General features: G+C 71.7%; 25 protein-coding genes and 1 pseudogene. 15 read left to right on the forward strand and 11 right to left on the reverse strand.

The genetic code is table 11. The features are described from left to right. From OHO83_RS22205 to OHO83_RS22215, 3 genes are read right to left on the reverse strand one after another with little or no spacing between them, the layout of a single operon-like run. Positions 1-1,485, reverse strand: coding sequence for an exopolysaccharide biosynthesis polyprenyl glycosylphosphotransferase (locus OHO83_RS22205; protein ID WP_266672727.1), 1,485 nt, complete (start codon positions 1,483-1,485; stop codon positions 1-3). Next, complete coding sequence (locus OHO83_RS22210) at positions 1,482-2,615, reverse strand: glycosyltransferase (RefSeq protein WP_266672726.1); 1,134 nt, start codon at positions 2,613-2,615, stop codon at positions 1,482-1,484. The genes OHO83_RS22205 and OHO83_RS22210 overlap by 4 nt, the downstream gene beginning before the upstream one ends. A 35-nt stretch (positions 2,616-2,650) precedes the next feature. Then, on the reverse strand, positions 2,651-3,088 hold the full coding sequence (locus OHO83_RS22215) for a hypothetical protein (protein ID WP_329434427.1): 438 nt from the start codon (positions 3,086-3,088) through the stop codon (positions 2,651-2,653). A 298-nt stretch (positions 3,089-3,386) separates the two neighbouring features. On the opposite strand from OHO83_RS22215, the gene OHO83_RS22220 reads away from it, so the two are divergent. From OHO83_RS22220 to OHO83_RS22260, 9 genes and pseudogenes are all read left to right on the forward strand, one after another. After that, a complete protein-coding gene (locus OHO83_RS22220) occupies positions 3,387-3,623 on the forward strand; it encodes a chaplin (RefSeq protein ID WP_266672724.1) in 237 nt (78 codons plus the stop codon). 232 nt (positions 3,624-3,855) lie between these two features. Next, positions 3,856-4,539, forward strand: coding sequence for a hypothetical protein (locus OHO83_RS22225; protein ID WP_330279737.1), 684 nt, complete (start codon positions 3,856-3,858; stop codon positions 4,537-4,539). Positions 4,540-4,809: 270 nt separating this feature from the next. Then, on the forward strand, positions 4,810-5,094 hold the full coding sequence (locus tag OHO83_RS22230; RefSeq protein WP_266676512.1) for a hypothetical protein: 285 nt from the start codon (positions 4,810-4,812) through the stop codon (positions 5,092-5,094). 82 nt (positions 5,095-5,176) lie between these two features. After that, positions 5,177-5,419: pseudogene (locus OHO83_RS22235) on the forward strand (chaplin family protein). Between the two features lie 193 nt (positions 5,420-5,612). Next, on the forward strand, positions 5,613-6,113 hold the full coding sequence (locus OHO83_RS22240) for a DUF5949 family protein (RefSeq protein WP_266672722.1): 501 nt from the start codon (positions 5,613-5,615) through the stop codon (positions 6,111-6,113). Positions 6,114-6,130: 17 nt separating this feature from the next. Then, a complete protein-coding gene (locus tag OHO83_RS22245; protein ID WP_330279738.1) occupies positions 6,131-6,778 on the forward strand; it encodes a vitamin K epoxide reductase family protein in 648 nt (215 codons plus the stop codon). 116 nt (positions 6,779-6,894) lie between these two features. Further along, positions 6,895-7,401, forward strand: coding sequence for a hypothetical protein (locus OHO83_RS22250; protein ID WP_266672721.1), 507 nt, complete (start codon positions 6,895-6,897; stop codon positions 7,399-7,401). A 92-nt stretch (positions 7,402-7,493) separates the two neighbouring features. Continuing rightward, complete coding sequence (locus tag OHO83_RS22255) at positions 7,494-7,904, forward strand: tyrosinase family oxidase copper chaperone (RefSeq protein ID WP_330279739.1); 411 nt, start codon at positions 7,494-7,496, stop codon at positions 7,902-7,904. A 39-nt stretch (positions 7,905-7,943) separates the two neighbouring features. Beyond that, positions 7,944-8,801 (forward strand): tyrosinase family protein, encoded by an 858-nt coding sequence (locus OHO83_RS22260; protein ID WP_266672719.1) that lies wholly within the window; start codon positions 7,944-7,946, stop codon positions 8,799-8,801. A gap of 60 nt (positions 8,802-8,861) precedes the next feature. On the opposite strand, the gene OHO83_RS22265 is transcribed toward OHO83_RS22260, so the two are convergent. The 3 genes from OHO83_RS22265 to OHO83_RS22275 form a co-directional block, all read right to left on the reverse strand. Beyond that, on the reverse strand, positions 8,862-9,179 hold the full coding sequence (locus tag OHO83_RS22265) for a chaplin (RefSeq protein WP_330279740.1): 318 nt from the start codon (positions 9,177-9,179) through the stop codon (positions 8,862-8,864). Positions 9,180-9,441: 262 nt separating this feature from the next. After that, positions 9,442-10,050, reverse strand: coding sequence for a phosphatase PAP2 family protein (locus tag OHO83_RS22270; RefSeq protein ID WP_329434430.1), 609 nt, complete (start codon positions 10,048-10,050; stop codon positions 9,442-9,444). Next, positions 10,047-10,724 (reverse strand): DedA family protein, encoded by a 678-nt coding sequence (locus tag OHO83_RS22275; RefSeq protein ID WP_266672716.1) that lies wholly within the window; start codon positions 10,722-10,724, stop codon positions 10,047-10,049. The genes OHO83_RS22270 and OHO83_RS22275 overlap by 4 nt, the downstream gene beginning before the upstream one ends. Before the next feature lie 130 nt (positions 10,725-10,854). Here OHO83_RS22275 and OHO83_RS22280 point away from each other — a divergent pair, with 130 nt between their 5' ends. After that, complete coding sequence (locus OHO83_RS22280) at positions 10,855-11,271, forward strand: BlaI/MecI/CopY family transcriptional regulator (RefSeq protein WP_329434432.1); 417 nt, start codon at positions 10,855-10,857, stop codon at positions 11,269-11,271. Continuing rightward, positions 11,268-12,206 carry a M56 family metallopeptidase gene (locus tag OHO83_RS22285; protein WP_329434434.1) on the forward strand — a complete coding sequence of 313 codons (939 nt, stop codon included), beginning with the start codon at positions 11,268-11,270 and terminating at the stop codon, positions 12,204-12,206. The genes OHO83_RS22280 and OHO83_RS22285 overlap by 4 nt, the downstream gene beginning before the upstream one ends. A 25-nt stretch (positions 12,207-12,231) precedes the next feature. Here OHO83_RS22285 and OHO83_RS22290 read toward each other — a convergent pair whose 3' ends face one another. After that, entirely contained in the window at positions 12,232-13,590 is a 1,359-nt protein-coding gene (locus OHO83_RS22290; RefSeq protein WP_330279741.1) for a M64 family metallopeptidase, read from the reverse strand. Between the two features lie 178 nt (positions 13,591-13,768). On the opposite strand from OHO83_RS22290, the gene OHO83_RS22295 reads away from it, so the two are divergent. The 3 genes from OHO83_RS22295 to OHO83_RS22305 all read left to right on the forward strand — a co-directional run bounded on the left by OHO83_RS22295 (position 13,769) and on the right by OHO83_RS22305 (position 18,125). Beyond that, on the forward strand, positions 13,769-15,253 hold the full coding sequence (locus tag OHO83_RS22295) for a helix-turn-helix domain-containing protein (protein WP_330279742.1): 1,485 nt from the start codon (positions 13,769-13,771) through the stop codon (positions 15,251-15,253). 122 nt (positions 15,254-15,375) lie between these two features. Then, entirely contained in the window at positions 15,376-17,190 is a 1,815-nt protein-coding gene (locus tag OHO83_RS22300) for a S9 family peptidase (RefSeq protein WP_266672711.1), read from the forward strand. 80 nt (positions 17,191-17,270) lie between these two features. After that, complete coding sequence (locus tag OHO83_RS22305) at positions 17,271-18,125, forward strand: SURF1 family protein (protein WP_266672710.1); 855 nt, start codon at positions 17,271-17,273, stop codon at positions 18,123-18,125. A 149-nt stretch (positions 18,126-18,274) separates the two neighbouring features. Here OHO83_RS22305 and OHO83_RS22310 read toward each other — a convergent pair whose 3' ends face one another. Together OHO83_RS22310 and OHO83_RS22315 are read right to left on the reverse strand one after the other, a co-directional pair. Then, entirely contained in the window at positions 18,275-19,372 is a 1,098-nt protein-coding gene (locus tag OHO83_RS22310) for a hypothetical protein (protein ID WP_329434441.1), read from the reverse strand. Positions 19,373-19,437: 65 nt separating this feature from the next. Next, entirely contained in the window at positions 19,438-20,106 is a 669-nt protein-coding gene (locus OHO83_RS22315) for a SigE family RNA polymerase sigma factor (RefSeq protein ID WP_116511753.1), read from the reverse strand. Between the two features lie 183 nt (positions 20,107-20,289). Between OHO83_RS22315 and OHO83_RS22320 the strand changes: the two genes are divergently transcribed. Continuing rightward, a protein-coding gene (locus OHO83_RS22320) for an IS5 family transposase (protein ID WP_405603237.1) occupies positions 20,290-21,140 on the forward strand; the annotation gives its coding sequence in 2 pieces (ribosomal slippage) (positions 20,290-20,647 and positions 20,647-21,140; 852 coding nt in all). A gap of 236 nt (positions 21,141-21,376) precedes the next feature. On the opposite strand, the gene OHO83_RS22325 is transcribed toward OHO83_RS22320, so the two are convergent. After that, positions 21,377-22,444 (reverse strand): aspartate-semialdehyde dehydrogenase, encoded by a 1,068-nt coding sequence (locus OHO83_RS22325; RefSeq protein ID WP_266672708.1) that lies wholly within the window; start codon positions 22,442-22,444, stop codon positions 21,377-21,379. Beyond that, positions 22,444-23,724, reverse strand: a complete 1,281-nt coding sequence (locus tag OHO83_RS22330; RefSeq protein ID WP_266672707.1) for an aspartate kinase — start codon at positions 23,722-23,724, stop codon at positions 22,444-22,446. Before OHO83_RS22330 ends, OHO83_RS22325 begins: the two co-directional genes overlap by 1 nt. Between the last annotated feature and the right edge of the window lie 133 nt (positions 23,725-23,857).

Consider the following 23,857-nt stretch of genomic DNA (forward strand, 5'->3'; position numbering starts at 1 on the left):
TCAACTCCCTGTGGAGCGTACGAGGGCGGCCGCGGTGCGCACCAGGATGCTGATGTCCTGCCACAGCGACCAGCTGTCGATGTACGCGTTGTCGAAGCGGGCGCGGTCCTCGATGGAGGTGTCGCCGCGCAGGCCGTGGATCTGGGCGAGGCCGGTGATGCCGGTCGGCATGCGGTGCCGCTCGGCGTATCCGGGGTGGGCCTCGCTGAACTGCATCACGAAGTACGGGCGTTCGGGGCGCGGACCGACGAGGCTCATGTCGCCGCGGAACACGTTCCACAGCTGGAGCAGCTCGTCCAGGGAGGTGCGCCGCAGGAACCGGCAGAACCACCCCATGCGCTCCTCGTCCGCGACGCTCCACCGGGTGGCGGACTCCATCGCGTCGCTCGGGCGGTGCGTGCGGAACTTCAGCAGCGTGAAGGGCTTCCCGCCCTTCCCGACGCGCTCCTGCCGGAAGACGACGCCGGGCCCTTCGGCCAGGCGCAGCCACACGGCGCACACCAGCAGGACCGGGCTGGTCAGGACGAGGAGGGTGCCGGAGACGACGAGGTCGAGTGCGCGCTTGCCGGCGCTGCCGCGGCGGCGGGCGGGCGGCCGCGGCCGGTAGCGGAACCCCGCGAGGTGCCGGGCCGCGTCACCGGAGCGCGCCGGGTACGGGGTGGGGGACGGGTCGAACTCCCAGACACCGCAGCCGTATTCGCCGAGCACCGCCAGCCAGGCAGCCCGGTCGTGCGCCGCCCCCTCCAGAAGGAGCGCCCGCCGCACCCCGTTCTGGATGATCGCGCGGCGCAGCTCGTCGGCCGTGCCGAGGACGGGCAGGTCGGGCCCGTCGTGGTCGGGCGGGTGTTCGGGCGGGTGTTCGGGCCCCTTGTCCGCCAGGATACCGACCGGGCGCACCCCCGACCGCGGGTGGCGCAGCAGGGCGGCGGCGACCGGCCGGGCGAGGGTCTCGGGGCCGATGAGGAGGGTCGGGCAGGGGCGGCGCGCGGCGGCCTCTCGGCGCCGCCAGTAGACGAGACCGCGGCCCGCGCCCGCGAGGAGGCAGTGCAGTGCGGCGCCCGCCGCGAGCGTCCCGGCGGGCAGCGGATCGAGCTGGGGGAACCCGGCGAGAACGGCCGCCATGACGCACCAGATCACCACGATGCGGCCGCCGATCGCGGGCCAGTCGTCGAGCAGGAGACGGGGCGCGTCGCCGCGGTAGAGGCCCGCGCGCGCGTTCGCCGACGCGACACCGGCGGCCAGCGCGATCACGAGCAGGGGGTGGCGCTGGACCGGCGCGATCACGAGAGTGCTCAGCACGGTGGCCGTACCGTCCGCCGCGAGGAGAAACGTGCGGGAGGGGTGCCGCGCGGCCGTGCGTCTGCCCGCCGGGGACGGGCGGCCGCCCGTCTCGGCGCGTGGCGGGATGACCGAGGCGAGGAGGGTGCTCGGCGCAGTGGCGCGTGGCTGCCCCGCGGGGGAGGCAACGGTACGTTCCGCGGTCACGTGTTGAGGGGCTCCCTGCACTCGGTGGGCTCCGCGCCCAGTAGTTCGCGGTACACGTCGGCGACCGCGTCGGCGGTGCGCCGCACGTCGTGGTGCGCCCGCGCGTGCCGCAGGGCGAGGCCGGCCAGCGCGCCGAGCCGGTGGGGGTCGCGCAGCAGACCGGTCAGCGTGCGGGCGAGCGCGGCGGGATCGTCCGGCGGTACGAGGCAGTGGGACGCGAGGCCGGCGGGCAGGCTCTCGCGGGCGCCGTCCACGTCGGTGACGACGACGGGCCGTCCGCAGGCCATCGCCTCCAGGGGCGCGAGCGCCATGCCCTCCCAGCGGGACGGCAGCACCACGAGGTCGGCCTGCCGGTACCAGGGCACGGGGTCGTCGGCGCCGACGAACCGCACGGAGGCGGTGGCCTGACGGCGCAGCGCCGCCGCGTCCGGCCCGTCCCCGACCAGCACGAGCCGCGCCCGAGGGAACCTCTCCTGCACGAGGGGCCAGGCGCGCACCAGGACGTCCTGGCCCTTCTGGCGGCAGATGCGCCCGACGCAGACCACCAGCGGATCGGCGGTGGCCTCGCGCGGTTCGGGGGCGGGCACGAAGCGGGTGAGGTCGACGCCGTTGGGGATGACGTCCCAGCGCGCGGTGATCCCGGCACGCTCTCCCGTCGCGCGCTCCGCCTCGCTGACGCAGACGACCCGGGAGGCCCAGCGCGCGCCCCGGCGCTCCCATTCGAGGGCGAGCCGGGCGGTGGGGCCGTCGACCGCCTCGAAGGACCAGGCGTGCGGCTGGAACACGGTGGGGACCCGGCCGCGCACGGCGAGGCGGGCGGCGAGTCCGGCCTTGGCGCTGTGCGCGTGGACGAGGGTCGGCCGCACCTGCGCCACGAGCCGCGCCAGGCCACGGACTTCGCGGGCGATGCCGGGCCCGGGCGAGCGGGTCGCCTGCCACGGCAGGACGTCACAGCCGATGCGGCGCAGCGACCCGGCCAGGGGTCCGTCCGGCGGGCAGGCCACGCTGATCCGCATGCCCGCGGAGAGCTGTGCCTCGGTCAGATCACGCACGACGCGGGCCACTCCGCCGTCGACGGGCTGGGTGACATGGAGGACACGCGGTCGAGGGGGTGTCGCTGTCGGTTGCATGCGCGTTTCCCTTCGTGATGGAGGAGGGAATCGCGCTAGGGCCTGGTGTCGACCGCTGCGAAGAGCACGCCGGTCCAGGCCGTGTCCCGCCGCGATGTCATCCGGTGGCCGAGCCCCGGCCCCCGCTGTCCGATGCTCCGGCCGAGCGCGAAGACGTCCGAGTCGTAGCCGAGGGTGGTGGCGTACGCGGGGACCCTTCGCGGCTGCGCGCGTCCCGGTTCACTGATGCTCGAACTGAGCACGTCGTCGGCCGGGTCGGCCGCGTTGCCGAGCGCGACGGGCCGGGCCCGGCGCCCCGGGGAGACACGCGGCGCGTCACTCTCGACGCCCCGGTCGCCGTTGTACGCGACCATGCCGACGCGCCCGTTCGCCCCGCCCGAACGGGCCGGGGCGCCACACGTCGCGGAATTCGCGGCAGGAGAAATGACGCCCACCTCCGTACGGGGCAGGAGCGAGCCCAGGTGATGACGCATGACCGATTCCCTTTCAGGGACAAAGAGCTTCTGAATCACGGAATGAGGATGCGAAAGTCACATTGGACGGGAAGTACTTCTGCGCCCCGCCTCGCCGGGCCGGGAGGTGAGCCACTGTAGCGACAGATGAGTATTTATCTGGGAAACCCGACATGTGTGTCGGAATGGTGAAAGCAGTGACGTCTGCGCCATGCAGTCACCCGATCGGGGGCGCAACCCCGCACGGGTGGCGCGCGTTGATCCACGAGCCGGGCGCCCGCCCCGGAGACATACCAACCCACCGAGGAGCACTTCCCCCATGTCGCGTACCGCGAAGGCCTTTGTCTTTTCCACCGTCGCCGCCGCCGCTCTGGCCGGCTCGGCCGGCGTCGCCGCCGCCAGCAGTGACGCGCAGGGCGGGGCCGCCCACTCCCCCGGTGTGATCTCGGGCAACACCGTCCAGGTTCCCGTCCACGTCCCCGTGAACGTCTGCGGCGACACGGTCGACGTGATCGGCCTGCTGAACCCGACGTTCGGCAGCCGCTGCGCCAACTGATCCGGCTCCCCCGGACCCTTCCGCGGCCGCCCCGTTCGGGGCGGCCGTTCCTGCGTTCGTTGCGCCGTATGGGGGGAGTGCCCCGAAACACCCGAACGGGCGCCCCACCTGGCACGACACGCCGATCGACGAGGGTGATCGTGCACGGTGCGTCGCCGCTCGGTTGCACAGCGCGATCGACCATCCCACGGTGGTCACAAGATCGGACACACACCACCGAAAGGGAACACACATGCTCCATCAGCCCGTACGGCGCATTGCTACCACCGCTCTTTGCGCGACATTCCTCCTCGGCACCGCCGCTCCCGCGATAGCCGCCGAAAGCGACCCGGGAAGCTCCAACAGCGTCGAGGCTCTGCGCGCACCGGTTCCCGGAGCGGATGCGCTGCTGGGCCAGGTAGGCACGCTCGGCAGCATGAGTTCCGTCGTGACCCCGGTCACGGACCTGCTCACCGAGGTCCTCAAGGCCGACGACGGAAAGCTGACCGCCGAGGCGGCACAGAAGCACGCGGACGCGATCAAGGCGGCCATCGACGCCGCCAAGGCCACCGTCCCCGCCACCACCACGACACCGAAGTCGGCCTCCCCCGACGACGCCAAGGCGGCCCGGAAGGACGTGAAGGGCGACGCCCTGACCGCGCTCCAGACCGCTGTCGACGCGCTGCTCAAGGCGGCGACCGCGGGTGACGTCGCGGGCGTCGCCACCGCGGCCACGGGCGTCGTCACCGGCCTGGTGAACCTGCTCGCGGCCACCCTGCTCGGCGCCGGGCTGCCCGTGCCGACGCTGCCCGGCCTGCCCAAGCTCCCCACACTCCCGTCGACCGGACTCCCGCTCCCGTCCACGGCGTCCCTGCCGTCCACCTCCACGCTCCCGAAGACGCCGGTGCTCCCCCAGGCTCCCGCCCTGCCCAACTGACGGGCGCGCCCGCCACGAAGCGGGCACCCTCACGCACTCACCCGCCGCGCCGGTCACGCACCGGCGCGGCGGGCTTTTCACGTCCCGGCCGTGCCCGATCGGGCGCCCTGCGCCGGCAATTCACCTCTTCCCAAATCTCATATGAGAACTCCGCGGCCCTTCATTCGAGTGGGTTCGGCAAATCCCCTGACCTCAGAGTTTCCGTTGTCGGGGACGCTCGTTGGGTATTCCGTCGCTGGTGACAAATCGTCACCCCAAGGAAGGAACATGATGAAGCCCCTGAAGGCCGCCGCCGTCGTCGCCGGATCCATGGTCATCGCCGGCGCAGCCGCGCCCGCGTTCGCCTCCGACCTCACGCCGACGAGCCTCAACGGCGCGGTCGAGACCCTGAGCCACCAGTCGGTGCTCGACGCCCAGCCGCTGCACACCAACATGCTCGACACGGAGCGGGGCGGCTCGGTCCTCAACACCGTGCAGAACACGGCGGACAACGTGAACGACGCCGGTGCGGGCGCCCCGGCCGGACTTCTCGGCGGCCTTCCCCTCGGCAAGTAGCCATCTGCGCGGGCGCGTTCCTGCCACCCGCCGCACAACCAGCTTCACAGGCTGCAAAACCCCTATCGGGAAGGTTTCAGTGATGAACACCGCCAAGAAGGCTGCTCTGGTCATGGCCGCCGCCGGTCTCGCCGCGGGCGCCGCTTCGGGCAGCGCCTTCGCGCACGGCGCCGACGCGGAGGGCGCGGCGGCCGGCTCCCCCGGCGTCGGTTAGGGCAACGTCGCCCAGGTGCCCGTAAACGTTCCGGTCAACGTCGTCGGGAACACCGTCAACGGCATCGCAGGCCTCGACCCGGCCTTCGGCAACAGCGGCCACAACGGCTGACGCACCCCTTCGCGCGCTCTTGGCGCGAGGCGGCACACAGGCCGACGAGAGGCTGGTCCCACCGCGCCGAGCGGCCCCGGACCGGCCTCCCGGCATGTCCGGCGCGGCCCCAATTCTCGTTCGGGTGGGGGCCGTTCCCCCAAGCGGGTGAAAGGTCGCCGGGGCGCCCGTCGAGCGTGGCTACGCTGCCGTGGTGACTTCAATGCCGACTGAGAACCGCGCCTTCCGCGCCATCGATCTGGGCACCCTCGCCGTCATCGCGTGGAGCGGCGAACACCCGGACGAGGAAGGGGACATGCCTTTCCTGCTGGCCTACTCCCTGGGGGACGGCGCGGGCGGGCAGGAGGCATCGACCGAAGCGGTACGGGCCCTGCTGGAGAACAACAGCCTGCCGGTCGGCAAGGTCGTGGACGCCACGGGCAACCCCAGCTTCCCCGTCTCGCTGCTCGTCGAGGCCGGCCAGGCCGTCGTCAACATGCCGTATCTCAACGCCCAGTGCGTCGCGCCCCCCGAGTGGCTGGCCGCCGCGGCCGAACGCGGTTACGCGTACTTCGTGTTCACCACGCGCCCCTGGACCTCGGCGGTGCCCGGCAGCCCGGTCGCCGAGGAGGATCTCGCCTCGTTCGCGGGCGACGAGGCCACGCTGACCGGCGCGGCCCACTGCCTGCTCCCCGTACGCAAGCTGCGCGTCTGACCAGAAGGAAGTGGCCCATGGGAACCACGAACACCGAGGGACGTCCGGCCCGGCACAGCGACAGCGCGGTTGAGCCGTCACGTGCCGCCCCGGAGTCCCGTTCCCTGGGTTTCGCGCTGCTTCTGGTGTTCACCGGTGCGGCGGGGCTGCTCGCGGCGTGGGTCATCACGATCGACAAGTTCAAGCTGCTCGAGGACCCGAACTTCACGCCGGGCTGCAGCCTCAACCCCGTGGTGTCCTGCGGGAACATCATGAAGAGCGACCAGGCGTCGGTGTTCGGGTTCCCGAACCCGATGCTGGGGCTCGCGGCCTACGCCGTCGTGATCTGTGTGGGGATGAGCCTGCTGGGGCGGGCGAGGTTCCCGCGCTGGTACTGGCTGACGTTCAACGCGGGCACGCTGTTCGGGGTCGGGTTCTGCACGTGGCTGCAGTTCCAGTCGCTGTACCGGATCAACTCGCTGTGCCTGTGGTGCTCTCTGGCGTGGGTCGCCACGATCGTCATGTTCTGGTACGTGACGTCGTTCAACGTGCGCAACGGGTTCCTGCCCGCGCCGTCCTGGCTGCGGTCGTTCTTCGGTGAGTTCACGTGGGTCCTGCCCGTGCTGCACGTCGGGGTCATCGGGATGCTGATCCTGACGCGCTGGTGGGACTTCTGGACCAGCTGATTCACACATCGGCCGATTGCACCGGGCGGGGGAAGTTTGCACTGATACCACCCGTCCGGTCGTTACTCCTTTCGCGGTGACAAGTACCGCGAAGCCCGAAAGGATCCGTGTCCGACATGATGTCAACTGCCAGAGGGACGCTCGCTGTACTGGCCGGCTGCCTCGCCGCCGCGGGCGCGGGCGCCGCTCCCGCCGCCGCGGGCGAGCAGGTACCCGTAGCGGTTCCGCTGACCGGCGTGGAGAACGCGCTGCACGTGAAGGCGCCCGAGCTGTCGACCGGCGTGCCGATCCCGCTGCCGGGCGGGCCGGACGCCCCGCGCTTCGTGGCCGGGCGGATGCTTCCCGAGCCGCTGCTGCCGGCGGTTCCGCTCAGCAGCGAGCTGCCCGACACGCGGGTCGAGGCGCCGCTTTCCCAGGTGACGGGAGACCACAAGATCGATCACCTGGGCCTGACCACCGCGGGATCCGACGTGCGGACGGCCACCCCCGGGGCGTCGGTGAACCCGCCGCTCACCGGCCCGGTCGGCGACCGGTTCGGACTGCCGGGCATGGCACTGCCCGAGGCCGCGCTCGTCACGCCGCTTCTGACGACGGCGCCGGGAGCGGCGCTCGACCTCGCGTGACCCGGACGCGCAGACCCTGAGGCCCGGAAGAGGAGACGTCAGTGAAAGCCGGTACCCCGCCTGTCGGTCTCGGTCCCGCCGGCCGTGGGCTCGTGACGCGCCGGACCATGGTGCGGCGGCTGGTCGGGGTCGTGCTCGCCGCCGCCGTGGTGCCGGTCGCCGCCCTCGTCGGCCGGGCCTTCCGCCACCCGCAGGACGACCTGAAGGACGCGGCCGGCGGGGACTTCGAGGAGACCTACCGCGGCCGCCACATCCGCGGGACACGAGGGCAGGGCTCGATGACGCGTGCGCACATCGGGCAGCGGTCCGGGCAGGACTCCGGGCAGCGGTCCGGGCGCTGGGACGTCATGGTGGACGGCCGGCCGCTGCATCTGATGCGTCGCGCCGACGGCAGTTATCTGAGCATGGTCGACCACTACGAGTCGTATCCCACCCCCCTGGCCGCGGCGAGGGGGGCCGTGGACGAGCTCGGTGGCCAGATGCTGCGCCGGCGCGCACTCTGAGCGCCGCGGCACAGCCGAAGTCGAAGAAGGGGGACGGCGTTGGTCCACACACGGCAGAACCAGAGCTCGCTCACGGCGGCGCAGAAGAAGCGGTTCGTGTCCGCGCTGCTCGCGGTCAAACGCAAGGGGCAGTACGACGAATTCGTGCGCATGCACGTGGCGTACTACAGCGGCGACGGGGACGGCGGGCAGCTGGTCGCGCACATGGCGCCGACCTTTCTGCCCTGGCACCGGCAGTTCCTCCTCGAGTTCGAGGGCGCGCTGCAGCGAGTGGATCCCGGGGTCTCCGTTCCTTACTGGGACTGGACGGTGGACCGCTCCCCGACCTCGTCGCTGTGGGGCGAGGGCTTCCTCGGCGGAAACGGCCGCCGATCCGACCGGCGGGTGATGACCGGTCCTTTCGCCTACGGGAGCGGGCACTGGCCGATCACGGAAGGCGTGACGGAGGACAAGTTCCTGACCCGGGACTTCGGCCGCCCCCACGATCCGATCGAGCTGCCCACGAAGGACGAACTGGCGTGGGCGATGCGGGATTCGCTGTACGACTCCGCGCCGTGGAACTCGACGTCATCGCACGGTTTCCGCAACAAGGTCGAGGGCTGGACGTCGGGGGCGGGGAAAGGCAAGTTCCGTAACCACAACCGGGTGCACCGGTGGGTGGGCGGGCACATGCTCGGGGCGGCCTCCGTGAACGATCCGGTGTTCTGGTTGAACCACGCGTTCGTCGATCTGCTCTGGTCACGCTGGCACCGGAAATACCCTGACTCGGCCCCCTATTTGCCCGCCGGAGGAACGACGGGGACGGGGCGTGTCGTGACCCTTGACGAGCCGATGCCGCCCTGGAAAGTGAAGCCGAGTTCGATGATCGAGCACGGGCATTTGTATCGGTACGCATAATCCGCGTCCCTCATGAGAAAAGGCCCCCGCGCATCCGCGCCGGGGGCCTTTTTCGGGGTGTCAGCCGCCGTAGCCGCTGTCGTCGCCGCCGTAGCCGCCGTAGCCGCCGTTGTCACCGTTGCCGCCGCCGTTGTCGCCGCCAAGGTTGGCGCAGGCGTTGCCGAAGGCCGGGTTCAGCAGGCCGATGACGTCCACGGTGTCGCCGCAGACGTTGACCGGGACGTGGACCGGGACCTGGACGGCGTCGCCCGAGACGACGCCGGGCGAGTCGGCAGCCCCACCCTGGGCGCCGGCGTCGGCCATGGCCAGGCCGGCACCGCTGATCACCACGGCGCCGGTGCCGAGCGCGACAGCGGCGGCCTTCGCGATGCGAGACATCACGTTCTCCTTCTGCTGGACGGATACGGCCGCAAGATCGCGTCCGCATACCGGGTTCAACGGGCTCACCCCGCCCAGGTAACGGCCTTAACGGCACCCATCCGACGGACCCCCATTTATGGGGATTCCTGCGGAATAGGGCAGTCGAGTTCTGTTGTGCACGGCTGCCTGCGCAGAAATCGTCGGAAATTCGTGGCGTGAATTATTGCCGGGCGGAGGGCACACATCGTGGCGCGGTGCCGGACGGACCTTCGTGACCCCGTCACTGTGCCGACACCAGTGGCCGTAGGCGGGTCGTTCTCAGGCGGTCCACCTTGGGGGCGGCCCGGGCCGCGAGTGGGGTGAGCAGGAGGGCCAGGGTGGCGCCCACGGCCAGGCCCACCGCCACGTCGTGGGGGTAGTGCACGCCGATCCACACCCGGGAGGCGCCCATGAGGACCGCCGCCGGGACCGCGATCAGGCCGATGCGGCGGTCGGCGAGCAGCAGCGTGACGGCCGCCGCTGCGGCGATCACCGCGTGATTGCTGGGGAACGACCAGTCCCCGGGCGCCGGGCACGCCTCCACGGTGACCGTGTGGAGCGTGCGGCACGGGCGCTGTTCGTCGACGACCGACTTGAGTACGGAGTTCGCCGCGTAGGCGATCACGACGACGGCCGGGGACGCGAGGACCCGGGCCATCCGGACGCCGCCCTCGCCTCTCGCGCGCCACCACGCCGCGATCATCAGTGCGGCGAAGAGCGCGAGCCCGTAGTCCGACCAGCCGGACACGACGGCGTTCACCGCGTGCGGAGTGCTGTGCGCCAGGTCGGTCACCCACGTGTAGAGACCGCCGTCCACGGACGCGCCGCCGAAGGCGAGAGGCGCGCTCATGAGGTGCCCTCCTCCGCCGCGCGGCGCTCGCGTGACCGGGCGCGGGAGCGCCACACCTCCATGGCCAGCGGAGTCAGGGAGACGATGACGACGAGGGCGACGATCGGCAGGAGGTACCGGTCGACGTTCGGCACCGACGAGCCGAGTCCGTAGCCCGCGAGGACCAGGCCGACCGTCCAGACGAGGCCGCCGACGATCTGCCACACCGTGAAGACCCGTGCCGGCACCCCGAGCGCTCCGGCCAGCGGGTTGAGCACCGTACGGACGACGGGGACGAAGCGGGCCAGGACGATCGCCTTGGCGTGCCCGTACCGGTCGAGCAGCTCCTCGGCGCGGGCCGCCCCCTCGCGCAGCCGCTTGGCTCTGCCGCGGGCGAGGAGCGCGCGGCCGCCGCGCCGTCCGATCCAGTACCCCGCCTGCGCCCCGGCCAGCGCGCCCACGACGGCGGCGGCCAGGACCTGAGGCAGCGAGAGGTGGACAGGTCTGTGCGAGCCGCCCGCGCAGAGCAGGCCGGCCGTGAAGAGCAGCGAGTCCCCCGGCAGGAAGAACCCGACGAGCAGTCCGGTCTCCGCGAACAGGACGGCGGCCACGCCGAGGGCGCCGAAGGCGGCGAGGAGGGAGCCCGCGTCCAGGACGTTCACCGCTTGGGCGGCGGCGAGGGGGTCTACGGCCATGGGGGCCGCTCCTCTCTCAGTCGTCTCATAATGGGCTGAACGGCGACCGCGAGTCGGCGCCGACCATGCGACTACAGTCGTGTAGACGGTCTACTCAACTGTAGACGAAGAAGAGCGGAGGATCGTTCCCATGGCCGAGGAGCAGGAACGGCGTCCCGCGGGCGAGCTCGAGGCGAGCGTCCTCGCCGCGCTCTGGGCCGCCGAGACACCGCTCACCCCCGGCGAGGTGCAGCGGGCGCTCGCCGACGACCTGGCCCGCACCACCGTGACCACGATCCTGACCCGGCTCCACGCCAAGGGGACGGTCACCCGTGACCGCGCGGGCCGCGGCTACGCGTACCGGCCCGCGCAGGACTCGCACGGGCTCACGGCCCGCCGCATGCACGCCGAGCTCGACAAGGACGAGGACCGCGGCACGGTCCTGGCCCGTTTCGTCTCCGAGCTGAGCACCGATGACGAGCGGATGCTGCGCGCACTGCTCGACGGCGGAGCCGACAGCGGCGCCGAGGGCGGCTCGGGCGACGACCGCGGAGGTACCGGCCGATGATCTTCGCCGTGTGGATCCCGCTGCTCATGCCACTGCTCGCCGTGCCCGCCGCGCGCCGCGCCGCCGAGTGGCTGCCGCCCCGCGCGGCGGCCTGGACGCTGGCGGGCGTCTCCGTGGTCCTCGCCGGATCCAGCACGGCCGCACTCGGCCTCCTCGCCTCCGCCGGGGCGCTGCGGCTGCCTCCCGTGGCCGCACTCGGGCATCTGTCGCCACCGCTCCTCGGCGACGACTCCCCGGCGCTCGTTCCCGCGTCGGTCCTCGCCGCGCTCGCGCTGGCGGCGGGCGCGTTCGCGCTGGTCCGTACGGGACTGCGGCAGCGGCGTGAGTTGCGGGCGGCCCGCGCCGGGTCCGCCGCCACCGACGAACTCTCCGTGCGGCCGGACGAACTCCCGTACGCCTACGCCCTTCCGGGGCGCCCGGACCGGATCGTTGTGACGACGGGGATGCTGCGGGCGCTCGACGCGCGGGAGCGCGAGGTGCTCTTCGCGCACGAGCGCGCGCACCTCGCGGGCCGCCACCACCTGTTCCTCGCGACGGCCGAACTGACCGTCACCCTGCACCCGATGCTGCGCGGACTGCGCGAACCGCTCGCCTACGCGCTCGAGCGCTGGGCCGACGAGTCCGCCGCCACCGCGACGGGCGACCGGGCGCTCACCGCGCGGGCGATCGGCCGGGCCGCCCTCGCCGCGGCCCGCGTCCCGGGGGCCGGGTCACGGCCCCGTACGGCGCTCGCCGTCGCAGCCGGTCCGGTACCGCGCCGCGTCACCGCCCTGCTGACCACGAGTCCCGCGGCGGGCCGCCCGCGCAGGGCGCTGCGGCGCGCGCTGGCCGGCGCGCTCCTGGTGTGCGCGGCGCTCTCGGCCGGCGCGGTCGCCGACGCGGCCCACGACCTGCACGCGGGCGTGGAGGTCGCACAGGGCGAGACCGGCCGCTGAACGGGCCCCACGCACGCGTGGCCCGTCACTTGCCCGTCTTCACCGTCCAGCTGACGCTGTTGGACGCCGCCCGGATCGCGGCCGGGTCCCGGAGCGACGCGCTGTTGTCGACGGCGGTCGCGGTGACGGTGTGCGTGCCCTTGCGCGCGCCGAGCTCCTTGCCGGTGACGGCGTGCTCGGCGGCGGCGCGGCGCACCTCGACCCCGTCGACGTACCAGTGCACGCGCACGTCGGACAGGCCCTTGGCGAGCGGTGCGAGGTCCACGCGGATGTGGTCCTGGGGGCGCAGGGTGCGGGTGGTGGGGGTGCGGGCCGTGAGCACGTCGGCGTCGCGGTAGAAGCCGGCGATCATCGCCTCGCGGCCGACGAGGTTGAACTGCTCGGTGTCCAGGGCACGCATGATCGAGTTCTGGGTCGGGCGGTAGATCCCGTACTCGTAGTAGCCGCCGCCCTCGTACGCGCCCACGGTCCCGCCCGCCGGGTCGCTCTCGCCGAGCCAGCGGTACCACTTGGCCTTGGCGCCGGACATGCCGTCCGCCGTCAGGATGCTGGTGTTGGGCTCGACGGGCTCCGCTCCGGGGTACCTGCCGTAACCCGCGTACTGGTACTCGTCGGCCAGCAGGCCGATGGAGTGGCCCAGTTCATGGGCGCCGATCAGGTACGAGCGGTCGTTGTCGGAGGACATCGTGGCGATGCCGGTGTGCCCGGCGGTCGACTGGAGGCCGCTGTAACCGGCACCGCCGTACTTCGTGGCGTTCGAGACGACGAAGACGATGTCGGAGTCCGGGGCCTGCTGCGCATACGAGTCGACCTTCTTCTCGTCGATGCACAGCAGCCGCTCGACGTCGTCACAGAAGAAGTAACTACTGAGCGCGGTGTCCTTGACGACGTCCTGGGTGGGGTCTCCGGAGACACCCGATTCGTTCGAGACCGTGTTGACGAGCCAGAAGTTGAAGAGGCCCTTGTAGCTCTTGTACGGCTCGATCGCGAAGATCGAATCGAGCTTGGACTCGGCGTCCTGCCTGAAGTCCTCCTGCTGGTCCGCCGTGTAGCCGTCGCCCATGATCACGAGGTCGAGGCGGCCTTCCGAGGGGCCCGTCTTCTGCAGCGCGGTGACCTCGCCGTCCGGGGCAGCCGTCGCGGGCGCGCGCCTCTCCTTGCGGATCTCCGCCGGCACGGCCGCCGGGACTTGGACGTGACGGCCCTCTCCGTGGGAGTCGGCGAAGTACTCGACCGTACGGGTCCCCGTGCCGGACCCGCCCGCGGCTTCCGCGGCGTCGGCGTGACCGGAGGCGAGGCCCGCGCCACCGAGGGCGGCGGCCGCGAGGACACCGGCGAGGAGCGCGGCGGGCAGGGGACGGCGCGGGGACTTGGGTATCGGCACGAGGACCTCGGGTACTCAAGTAGGGGACATAAGTGCTGGGTTAATCAGACTTAATCGATCGATCAACTTAGGGGGTGGCGTGACGGCTGACAAGGGGTGAGACTCAAGTGCCCTGCGACAAGCATCAGTTGCGGGAGCGGGACCACGCAGCGGGACAGGAAGGGCGGCGCGCCGCACGATGACGCACGACAGCACCCCGGAAGCGGGTGACCCCGGCCCCGTACCGGACGGGGACCCCGGCCTGGCACCGGACACCGAGCCATCCGCACCCGCCGAGCCCGCCGGGCCCGCCGACGAACCCATAGGCCGCCGCGTCCTCCGTCTGCGCACAGATCGCGGCCTGACCCAGCGTCAGGTCGCCGAGCCCGCCTACACACCCGCGTACATCTCCACCCTGGAAGCAGGCCGCGTCCGCCCCTCCGAAGCCGCCCTGCGGCACGTCGCCGAGCGGCTCGGCGTGACGTACGAGGAGCTCACGACGGGGCAGCCCGCCCACCTCGCCACCCGGCTGCGCCTGCGCCTCACCGAGGCCCAGCGCGGACTCACCACGGGCGCCGCCGAGGAGGCGGCCGTCCTGTACGAGGAGTTGCGCGCCGAAGCCGAGCGGCACGGCCTCGGCGCCGAACAGGCCGCCGCCGAACTCGGCCTCGGCGAGTGCGCCCTGGAGACCGGCGAACTCCCCGACGCCCACCGCCACTTCGAAGCCGCCGAGGCGCTGCTCGTCGCGGCCGGCGCGCCGCTCCCCCAGCGCGCCCCCGTCGTGCGGGCGCGCGCCCTCGCGCACTACCTCTCCGGAGAGCTGCGGTACGCGTGCTACCTCCTGGAGTCGGCGCTCGACGAGCTGAACACCAGCGGCCTGCACGACCCGGACGCCCTGCTGCTGCTCTACACGGCGACCATCGCCCCGTACATGGACATGGGCGCCCACGCGCGCGCCGCACAGGCCGCCGAGCTGGCGCTCTCGCTCGCCCCGCAGGCCGGGGACCCCCTGCTCGTCGCCAAGATGCACCGCTCGGTGGCCCGCACGCTCCTCGCCGAGGGCCGCGCCGCGGAGGCCGACGTGTCCCTGAGCAAGGCCGCCGAGCTGTACCAGCGGCTCCAGATCCGCACCGAACTCGCGCACTGTCACTGGATGCGCGGTTACGTCCACGCCCAGAACGGCCGACTCGCCGACGCGGAGAGCGAGTTGAGGACCGCGCGCGACATGCTGTCGGCCAAGCGGGCGGTGCTCTACACGACGCAGGTCGAGGTCGAGCTGGCCGACGTGCTGCGCCGCAGGGGCAGCAGCGACGAGGCGGCCGCGCTGCTGCGGGCCCTGCTCGGCGACCTGAACCCGGAGCGCGGCGCCGTCCACGCGGCGGGCGCACACCGGCTGCTCGGCATCATCGCGGAGGAGTCGGGGGCCGCGGGCGCCCCCGAGGGGAGCGGCCCGGTGACGGCGGCGGCGGAGGCCGCGGAGGAGCACTACGTCACCGCGCTGAGCCTGCTCGAACGGGCGGGCGCGGCGGGCGACCTGGCCGACCTGTGCCGTCTGCTCGGCGACCTCTACCGTCGCACGGGCCGTATCGACGCCGCCCTCGACACGTACCGCACGGGACTCGGACACCGCGCCGCGCCCGGCACCACGACCCTCGGACCGGCCCCTGCCGAGCCGCCCGTGTGACGGGTCAGGCCTTCGTCGCCTTCATCGCCTCGTCGCCCTGAGGGAGTACATGGCGGGGAAGTTATCCACAGGCTGGGGAACCTCACCGGCGGATTGTCGGCCGATGGAGGCACTATGGGGCCATGACTGAGAGCAACGGGGCCCCTCGCGGGGCGGGCGGCGGATCCATGCCGGACTGGGAGAAGCGCTTCCGTGCGCCGCGGGTGTCCCTGCCCGACTGGGCGGAGGACGCGCCGGACCGCTCGCTGTTCGTGTCGAACGCGACGGGGACGTACGAGCTGTACGCGTGGGACCGGACGACGGGCGAGCAGCGCAGAGCGACGGACCGGCCGAACGGGACGACGGACGGCCTCCTGTCCCCCGACGGCCAGTGGATCTGGTGGTTCAGCGACAAGGACGGGGACGAGTTCGGGGTCTGGCTGCGCCAGCCCTTCGGCGGGGGCGAAGACGTCCCCGCGGTGGACGGGCTCGAAGCCTCGTACCCGGCGGGCCTGGCCATCGGGAGGGACGGCTCGACGGCGGTCGTGGGCCGCTCCACGGACGAGGACGGCACGACGATCCATGTCGTCCGCGGCGGCGGCGCGCCCCAGGAGATCTACCGGCACCGCGAGTCGGCCGGCGTCGGCGACCTCTCGCACGACGGCAGCCTCATCGCCATCGAGCACACGGAGCACGGGGACGCCATGCATGCGGCGCTGCGCGTGGTGCGGCCCGACGGGACGACGGTCGCCGAGCTCGACGACACCAAGGGCGGTTCGCAGGAGCTGGGACTGGAAGTCCTGGGCTTCGCTCCGGTGGACGGGGACACCCGGCTCCTCGTCGGGCATCAGCGGCGCGGGCGCTGGGAGCCGATGGTGTGGGACGTGGCGTCGGGTGAGGAGACCGATCTCGCCCTCTACCTGCCCGGTGACGTCTCCGCCGAGTGGTATCCGGACGGCTCGGCGCTCCTGGTCGCACACAGCTTCGAGGCCCGCAGCGACCTGTGGCGATACGAGTTCGGCTCGAGCGCGCTGACCCGCGTCGAGACGCCGCCGGGCACGGTGTCGGGGGCGACGGCGCGGCCCGACGGCAGTGTGGAGTACCTGTGGTCGTCGGCCGCCGAGCCGTCGGTCGTCCGGTCCACGTCGGGCGGCGTGGTCCTCGATCCGCCCGGGCTCAAGGCGCCGGCGTCCGTGCCGGTGGAGGACGTGTGGGTCGAGGGACCCGGCGGCCGCATCCACGCCCTCGTCCAGAAGCCGGCGGGGGCCACGGGGCCGCTGCCCACCGTGTTCGAGGTGCACGGGGGGCCGACCTGGCACGACAGCGACTCGTTCGCGGCGGGCCCCGCGGCCTGGGTGGATCACGGGTACGCGGTGGTCCGGGTCAACTACCGGGGCTCGACCGGGTACGGGCGCGAGTGGACGGACGCGCTCAAGCACCGCGTCGGCCTCATCGAGCTGGAGGACGTCTCGGCGGTCCGCGAGTGGGCCGTGTCGTCCGGGCTCGCCGACCCGGACCGGCTCGTCCTCGCGGGCGGCTCGTGGGGCGGGTACCTCACGCTCCTCGGCGTCGGCACCCAGCCGGACGCCTGGGCGGTGGGCCTCGCGGCCGTGCCCGTCGCGGACTACGTCACGGCGTACCACGACGAGATGGAGGCCCTCAAGGCGCTGGACCGCACGCTGTTCGGCGGCACCCCGGAAGAGGTCCCCGACCGCTTCGCCGCGTCGTCCCCGCTGACGTACGTGGACGAGGTGAAGGCACCGGTCTACATCTCGGCGGGGGTCAACGACCCGCGGTGCCCGATCCGCCAGATCGACAACTATGTGGACCGGCTCGTGGCGCGCGGCGCCACGCATGAGGTGTACCGGTACGACGCGGGGCACGGTTCGCTCGTCGTGGAGGAGCGGATCAAGCAGGTGCGGCTGGAGCTGGACTTCGCGGCGCGGCATCTGAGCTGACGGACGCGGCGGCACTCCCGCGCGGGACCGGGCCCACCCCGCGGCCCGGCTCCTCGTGCGGGAGCCGTACCGTGGGGAGGGTGTACCGGTTCCTCCTGACCCCCCGGTGGTGGGGGATCAACGTGTTCGTCGTGCTCGCCATCCCCTTCTGCATCTTCATGGGCTCCTGGCAGCTCGGCCGCTTCGAGGACCGGGTGCAGGGCCACAAGGACGCCTCGGCGCAGTCGACGGCGAACGAGAAGGCCGCGCCCCGGCCGCTCGGCTCCCTGCTGCCCGTGGACCAGAAGACGTCCGGCAAGCGGGCCAGCGCGACCGGGCACTACGGCAAGCAGCTTCTGGTCCCCGACCGTGAACTCGACGGCAGGACCGGCTTCTACGTGGTGACGCTGCTGCGCACGGAGGGGGGCGCCGGCAAGGCGCTGCCCGTCGTACGTGGGTGGGTGCCCGGCGCGGCGAGCGCCGCGAAGGCTCCCGCGGCACCCCGGGGCGAGGTCACCGTCACCGGTGCGCTCCAGGCCTCCGAGAGCCCGGGCTCGGGCGGGGCTTCCGCCGCGGGGGGCCTGCCGGCCGGACAGCTCGGCGCGATCAGCGCGGCGTCCCTGGTGAACCTCGTCCCGTACGACGTCTACGACGCCTGGGTCACGCTCGACAAGGCGGACTCCGGGATGACGGCGGTACCGGCGACGGCGCCGCAGGGCAGCGGCCTCGACCTGAAGGCGTTCCAGAACCTGGGCTACACCGGCGAGTGGTTCGTCTTCGCGGGCTTCGTGGTCTTCATGTGGTTCCGCCTGCTGCGCCGCGAGGCGGAGTTCGAGCGGGACGCCGCGCTGGGACTCACGGAATCCGATGCGACCGGCACGGCCCCGGACGCGGCAGACGCCCCGGACGCGGCAGACACCCCCGAGCCCGCGAGCCCCGAGACCGCACGAGGCTAGTGCGGCACCGCAGGGAAGAGCCGTCGCGGCTGATCACCGCTGCGGCCGGCTGATCACCGTCCGGTCGAGAGGGCGAGGTGCCCCAGCACCTCGCCCACGTCTCACCGCGTCTCCGCGTCTCCCCGTGCCGGCATGAACCGGTCCCGCCCCTAAGACGCCGGCAGGACCCCCGTGCGGTACACCGTTCCGGCGCACGCGTTGGGGATCGTCGTGCTGGACGAGGGCGAGCCCGGTTCCGCCGTGTGGGAGACCGAGACGCTGCCGTCGGCCGTGGGGCCCTCCGCCACCATCTGCGTGGACAGACCGCTCTGCTCCGGGTTCGAGCCCGTCGCGTCGCCCGTGGTGCCGCCGGACGGGGTCGGGCTGGGCGACGCGTCGCCCCCGCCTCCCGTGGTCGGGCAGCTCGCGGACGGCACCCACGCGAAGCGGACCTCGTACGACATGCCCGGTTCGAGGATCAGCTGGCTGGGCTCCGTCGACGGATCGGGCAGCCCGGTCGCGGCGTCACCCGCCGTGTGGTCGACGACGTTGACCTTGGCCGGGTCGGCCGCGCCCTGGGCGAGGACGGAGACGGCGCCGGGGGCGTCCACCGAGCAGTTCGCGTGGGAGATGTTCGTGACGCGGAAGGAGCCGTAGACCTTGCCGCCCGCGTCGGCCGCGCCGAGGTTCGCCGGCGCGGCGCCGAGATCGGCCACCCCGCAGACCGGGGAGCTCGCGGCCGCCGTGCTCGCGGGATCAGGGCCGCCGGTGGCACCACCGCCCGCGCCCTTGCCCTTGTCGCCGGCCCTGCCCTTCTTGCCGTCCTTGTCCTTGGACTTGGACTTCCCCGAAGGGCTCCCTGTGCCGTTCTCGCCGCCGTCGGGGCCCTTCCCGGAGCCCGTACCGCCATGCGTCGCCTCGCTGTTGCCGGCGATGGACGGGTGGTCGTTCGACCCGCTCTGGCCCGTCACATGGACGAGCGCGGGGATCGCCGTGCCGATGAACAGGGCCGCGGCCGCCATACCGACGACGGCCTGCCGCTTGCGGGCCCGCCGGGCCGGCACGGCGCGGCGCAGATGGTCGAGCGTCCCGCTCTTCGGCTCGATCTCCTCCACGGCCTCGTGCAACAGGCGCCGCAGCGCCAGCTCGTCACCGCCGAGGGAGTCCAGGGGGTCGGGAGAGTCCGGGCCGCCCGCGGAGTCCGGGCGGCCGAAGGGATCCTCGGGACCGTCGAAAAGGCCGTCGTCCTGGCCGGGGCCGTGATTCACAGTTCCATCCCCGGATCCCACACGCCTGTTCTGCTCATCCCGATCATTGCGGTGCTTGTCGCTGCTCATGCCGGGGCCTCCATGGCGACGCGGAGCGCCGCTATGCCCCGGGATCCGTACGCCTTCACGGAACCGAGGGAGATACCCAGGGCATCCGCTACCTGCGCCTCGGTCATGTCCGCGAAGTAGCGCAGGACGAGGACCTCGCGCTGGCGGCGCTGGAGCCCGCGCAGCGCCTGCTTCAGCGCGTCGCGCTCAAGCAGGTCGTACGCGCCCTCCTCCGCGCTCGCCATGTCGGGCATCGGCTTCGTCAGAAGCTTCAGGCCGAGGATGCGGCGGCGCAGGGCGGAGCGCGAGAGATTCACGACCGTCTGCCGCAGATACGCGAGCGTCTTCTCGGGATCGCGCACTCTCTTGCGCGCGGAGTGGACCCGGATGAACGCCTCCTGCACGACGTCCTCGCAGGAGGCCGTGTCGTCCAGGAGCAGGGCCGCGAGACCGAGGAGCGACCGGTAGTGGGCGCGATAGGTCTCGGTCAGATGGTCGACCGTGGTGCCTGCTGCCATCGTCTCCTCAGCGCCTTCGCGCTGAGCGGGTATGCGGGCAGGCCGCGCTGCTGGCATGGGGGCGATCACCGGCATGCCGCCGGACGAACCGGACATCCGGGGACGCCGGGGCGGGCGAAGGGCTGCACCCCTCGCCTGAACCGCTGTGAAATCGAGTACCTCTGCCACGCCTGTTGGACACGCTTCCCCCCGTCAGGGTTGTACGCGACAGGCGTCCTGTTTGCGGCAGGCATCATCCATGACGCTGCGTCAAGTGCCCTCATGCGTACCTGCTCTTCCCCTATGCCCCAGTTTCCACTGGCGCCCCTAGGGCCTGTCTTCAAAGGGAGTTGATGGGGCATCATGTAGTGCATGGTGCGGCGGCATGAGCTCTCGGATGAGGAGTGGGATGTGCTCTCGGGGCTGCTTCCGAGGGCGGAGACGGGGCGGCCTCGGCGGGATGACCGGGTGGTGCTGAACGGGATCGTATGGAAGCTGCGGACCGGTTCGGCCTGGCGTGATGTGCCCGAGAGGTATGGGTCCTGGCGGACGCTGTACACGCGTTTCCGCAGGTGGGCGTTGGATGGGACCTTCTCGCGGATGCTGGAGGCGGCCCAGGCCCGCAAGGATGCAGTCGGGGACATCGACTGGCTGGTGTCGGTGGATTCCACGATTGCCCGCGCTCACCAACACGCGGCAGGTGCTCGTAAAAAAGGGCGGCCCCAGCGGAATCGGCACACTCTCACGCCCTCGGACGATCCCGTGGCGGACTGACCACGAAAATCCACCTCGCCTGCGACGGCCGCGGACGCCCGCTCGGCTTCCTCGTCACGGGTGGCAACGTCAACGATTGCACCCAGTTCGAGCAAGTACTCGCGCGGATCAAAGTCCGGCGCACGGGACCGGGACGACCGCGTACTCGGCCCGAACATCTCCTGGGCGACAAGGGATACAGCACGCGACACATACGCAGCTACCTGCGGAAACACGGAATCCCGCACACCATTCCCGAACGTTCGGACCAGCAGGTCAACCGCCGCCGACGCGGCAGCAACGGCGGTAGACCACCTGCCTTCGACAAGGAACGCTACAAACAGCGCAACGTCGTCGAGCGTTGCTTCAACGCGTTGAAGCAGTACCGGGCCATCGCCACCCGCTACGACAAGACCCGTGAATCGTATGAGGCAGCCCTCACCATCGCATCACTCCTGATGTGGATCTGACTCCTTTGAAGACAGGCTCTAGGCCCTACGCCCCCGAAAGGCGATCGCAAAGACGCTCCCCGTCCCGTGCGCGGTTGCACGGAACGGGGAGGGATCTTCGACGAATCTTCGGGCGCGCGGACCGGCGCGTTCAAGTGGTTAGACCACCGACCGCCCACAGGTCCTTCACAGATCCTATAAAGCGCGCCGGATAAAAGAAGACCGAGTCCGCTTTCCGGACGATGAAGAGGCCGAACTCACGCGGCGGGCGGGAACTCCTGGGCCACCAGCTCGGCGATCTGCGCGGTGTTGAGGGCCGCGCCCTTGCGCAGGTTGTCCCCGCACACGAAGAACTCGAGCCCGGCCGGGTCGTCGAGGGAGCGCCGGACGCGGCCGACCCAGGTCGGGTCGGTGCCCACCACATCGGCGGGCGTGGGGAACTCACCGGCCGCCGGGTTGTCGAAGAGCACGACCCCGGGCGCGGTCGCGAGGATCTCGCGCGCCTTGTCGACCGTGACCGCGCTCTGGAAGCGGGCGTGGACGGTCAGGGAGTGCGTGGTGACGACGGGGACGCGTACACATGTCACCGCGACCTTGAGGTCCGGCAGGCCGAGGATCTTGCGGGACTCGTCCCGCACCTTCATCTCCTCGGAGGACCAGCCGTCCTCGCGCAGGGACCCGGCCCACGGCACGACGTTGAGCGCCACGGGCTCGGGGAAGGGGCCGGTGTTGTCGCCGACGGCGCGGCGTACGTCGCCGGGGTTCGTCCCGAGTTCCGTACCGGCCACGAGCGACATCTGCTGGCGCAGGGTGTCGATACCGGCGCGGCCGGCCCCGCTGACGGCCTGGTAGCTGGAGACGACCAGCTCGCGCAGCCCGAACTCGGCGTGCAGCGCCCCGACGGCGACGATCATCGACAGGGTCGTGCAGTTGGGGTTGGCGACGATGCCGCGCGGCCGCACGCGCGCGGCGTGCGGATTGACCTCGGGCACGACGAGCGGCACGTCCGGGTCCAGGCGGAAGGCGGCCGAGTTGTCGACGACGACCGCCCCCTTGGAGGCGGCGACGGGCGCCCACTGCGCGGAGATCTCGTCGGGTACGTCGAACATCGCGACGTCGACGCCGTCGAAGACCTCCTCGCTCAGGGCCAGGACCTCGACCTCCTCCCCCCGCACGGTCAGCTTGCGGCCGGCCGAGCGCGGGGAGGCGATCAGGCGGATCTCGCCCCAGATGTCCGCGTGCTGCGAAAGGATCTGGAGCATGACCGTGCCGACGGCCCCGGTCGCTCCCACGACCGCGAGTGTCGGCCTGTCGGTCTGAGCCATCAGCGGCCGGTGCCTCCGTAGACCACGGCCTCGTCGGAGTCCGAGTCGAGCCCGAAGGCGGTGTGCACGGCGCGCACGGCCTCGTTCACATCGTCTGCGCGCGTGACGACCGAGATGCGGATCTCGGAGGTCGAGATGAGCTCGATGTTGACGCCCGCGTCGCTGAGCGCCTCGAAGAACCCGGCCGTGACACCCGGGTTCGTCTTCATACCGGCGCCCACGAGGGAGATCTTGGCGATCTGGTCGTCGTACCGCAGGGACTCGAAGCCGACCGCGGTCCTCGTCTTCTCCAGGGCGTCGATGGCCTTGCGGCCCTCGGTCTTCGGGAGGGTGAAGGAGATGTCCGTCAGGCCGGTCGAGGCCGCGGACACGTTCTGCACGATCATGTCGATGTTGACCTGGGAGTCCGCGATGGCGCGGAAGATGTTCGCGGCCTCCCCGGGCTTGTCCGGGACACCGACGACGGTGATCTTCGCCTCGGAGGTGTCGTGAGCGACACCGGAGATGATGGCCTGCTCCACCTTCTGGTCCCCTTGATCAAAGTGCGGTTCGTTGCTGACCCAGGTGCCCTGCAGTCCCGAGAAGGACGAGCGGACGTGGATCGGGATGTTGTAGCGGCGCGCGTACTCCACACAGCGGTGGAGCAGCACCTTGGACCCGGAGCTGGCGAGCTCCAGCATGTCCTCGAAGGAGATCCAGTCGATCTTCCGCGCCTTCTTCACGACGCGCGGGTCGGCGGTGAACACACCGTCGACGTCGGTGTAGATCTCGCACACCTCGGCGTCGAGCGCCGCGGCGAGGGCGACCGCCGTCGTGTCGGACCCGCCACGGCCGAGCGTGGTGATGTCCTTCTTGTCCTGGCTGACGCCCTGGAACCCGGCGACGATGGCGATGTTGCCCTCGTCGAGCGCCGTCCTGATCCGTCCCGGGGTCACATCGATGATCCGGGCTTTGTTGTGGACCGAGTCGGTGATGACGCCGGCCTGACTGCCCGTGAACGACTGGGCCTCGTGGCCCAGGTTTTTGATCGCCATGGCCAGCAGGGCCATGGAGATCCGCTCCCCGGCGGTCAGCAGCATGTCGAATTCGCGCCCGGCAGGGATCGGGGATACCTGCCCGGCGAGATCGATCAACTCATCCGTCGTGTCGCCCATCGCGGACACCACGACAACCACCTGGTTGCCGTTCTTCTTGGCGTCGACGATTCGCTTGGCGACCCGCTTGATGCCTTCGGCATCGGCTACGGAGGAGCCTCCGTACTTCTGCACGACAAGGCCCACGTGCGCTCCTCGCTCAGTTTGTCTCGGTCGGCTCAGTCTAACGAGCGGCCGAAATCAGCCCCGGGAATACCACATCCTGAGATGTCCCGCTCAGAAGGTGATCGCCGGGCACAGGACCCGGTGGGGGCTTCAC

Origin of the sequence: Streptomyces sp. NBC_00569 (assembly GCF_036345255.1) — a bacterium.
GTDB lineage: Bacteria > Actinomycetota > Actinomycetes > Streptomycetales > Streptomycetaceae > Streptomyces.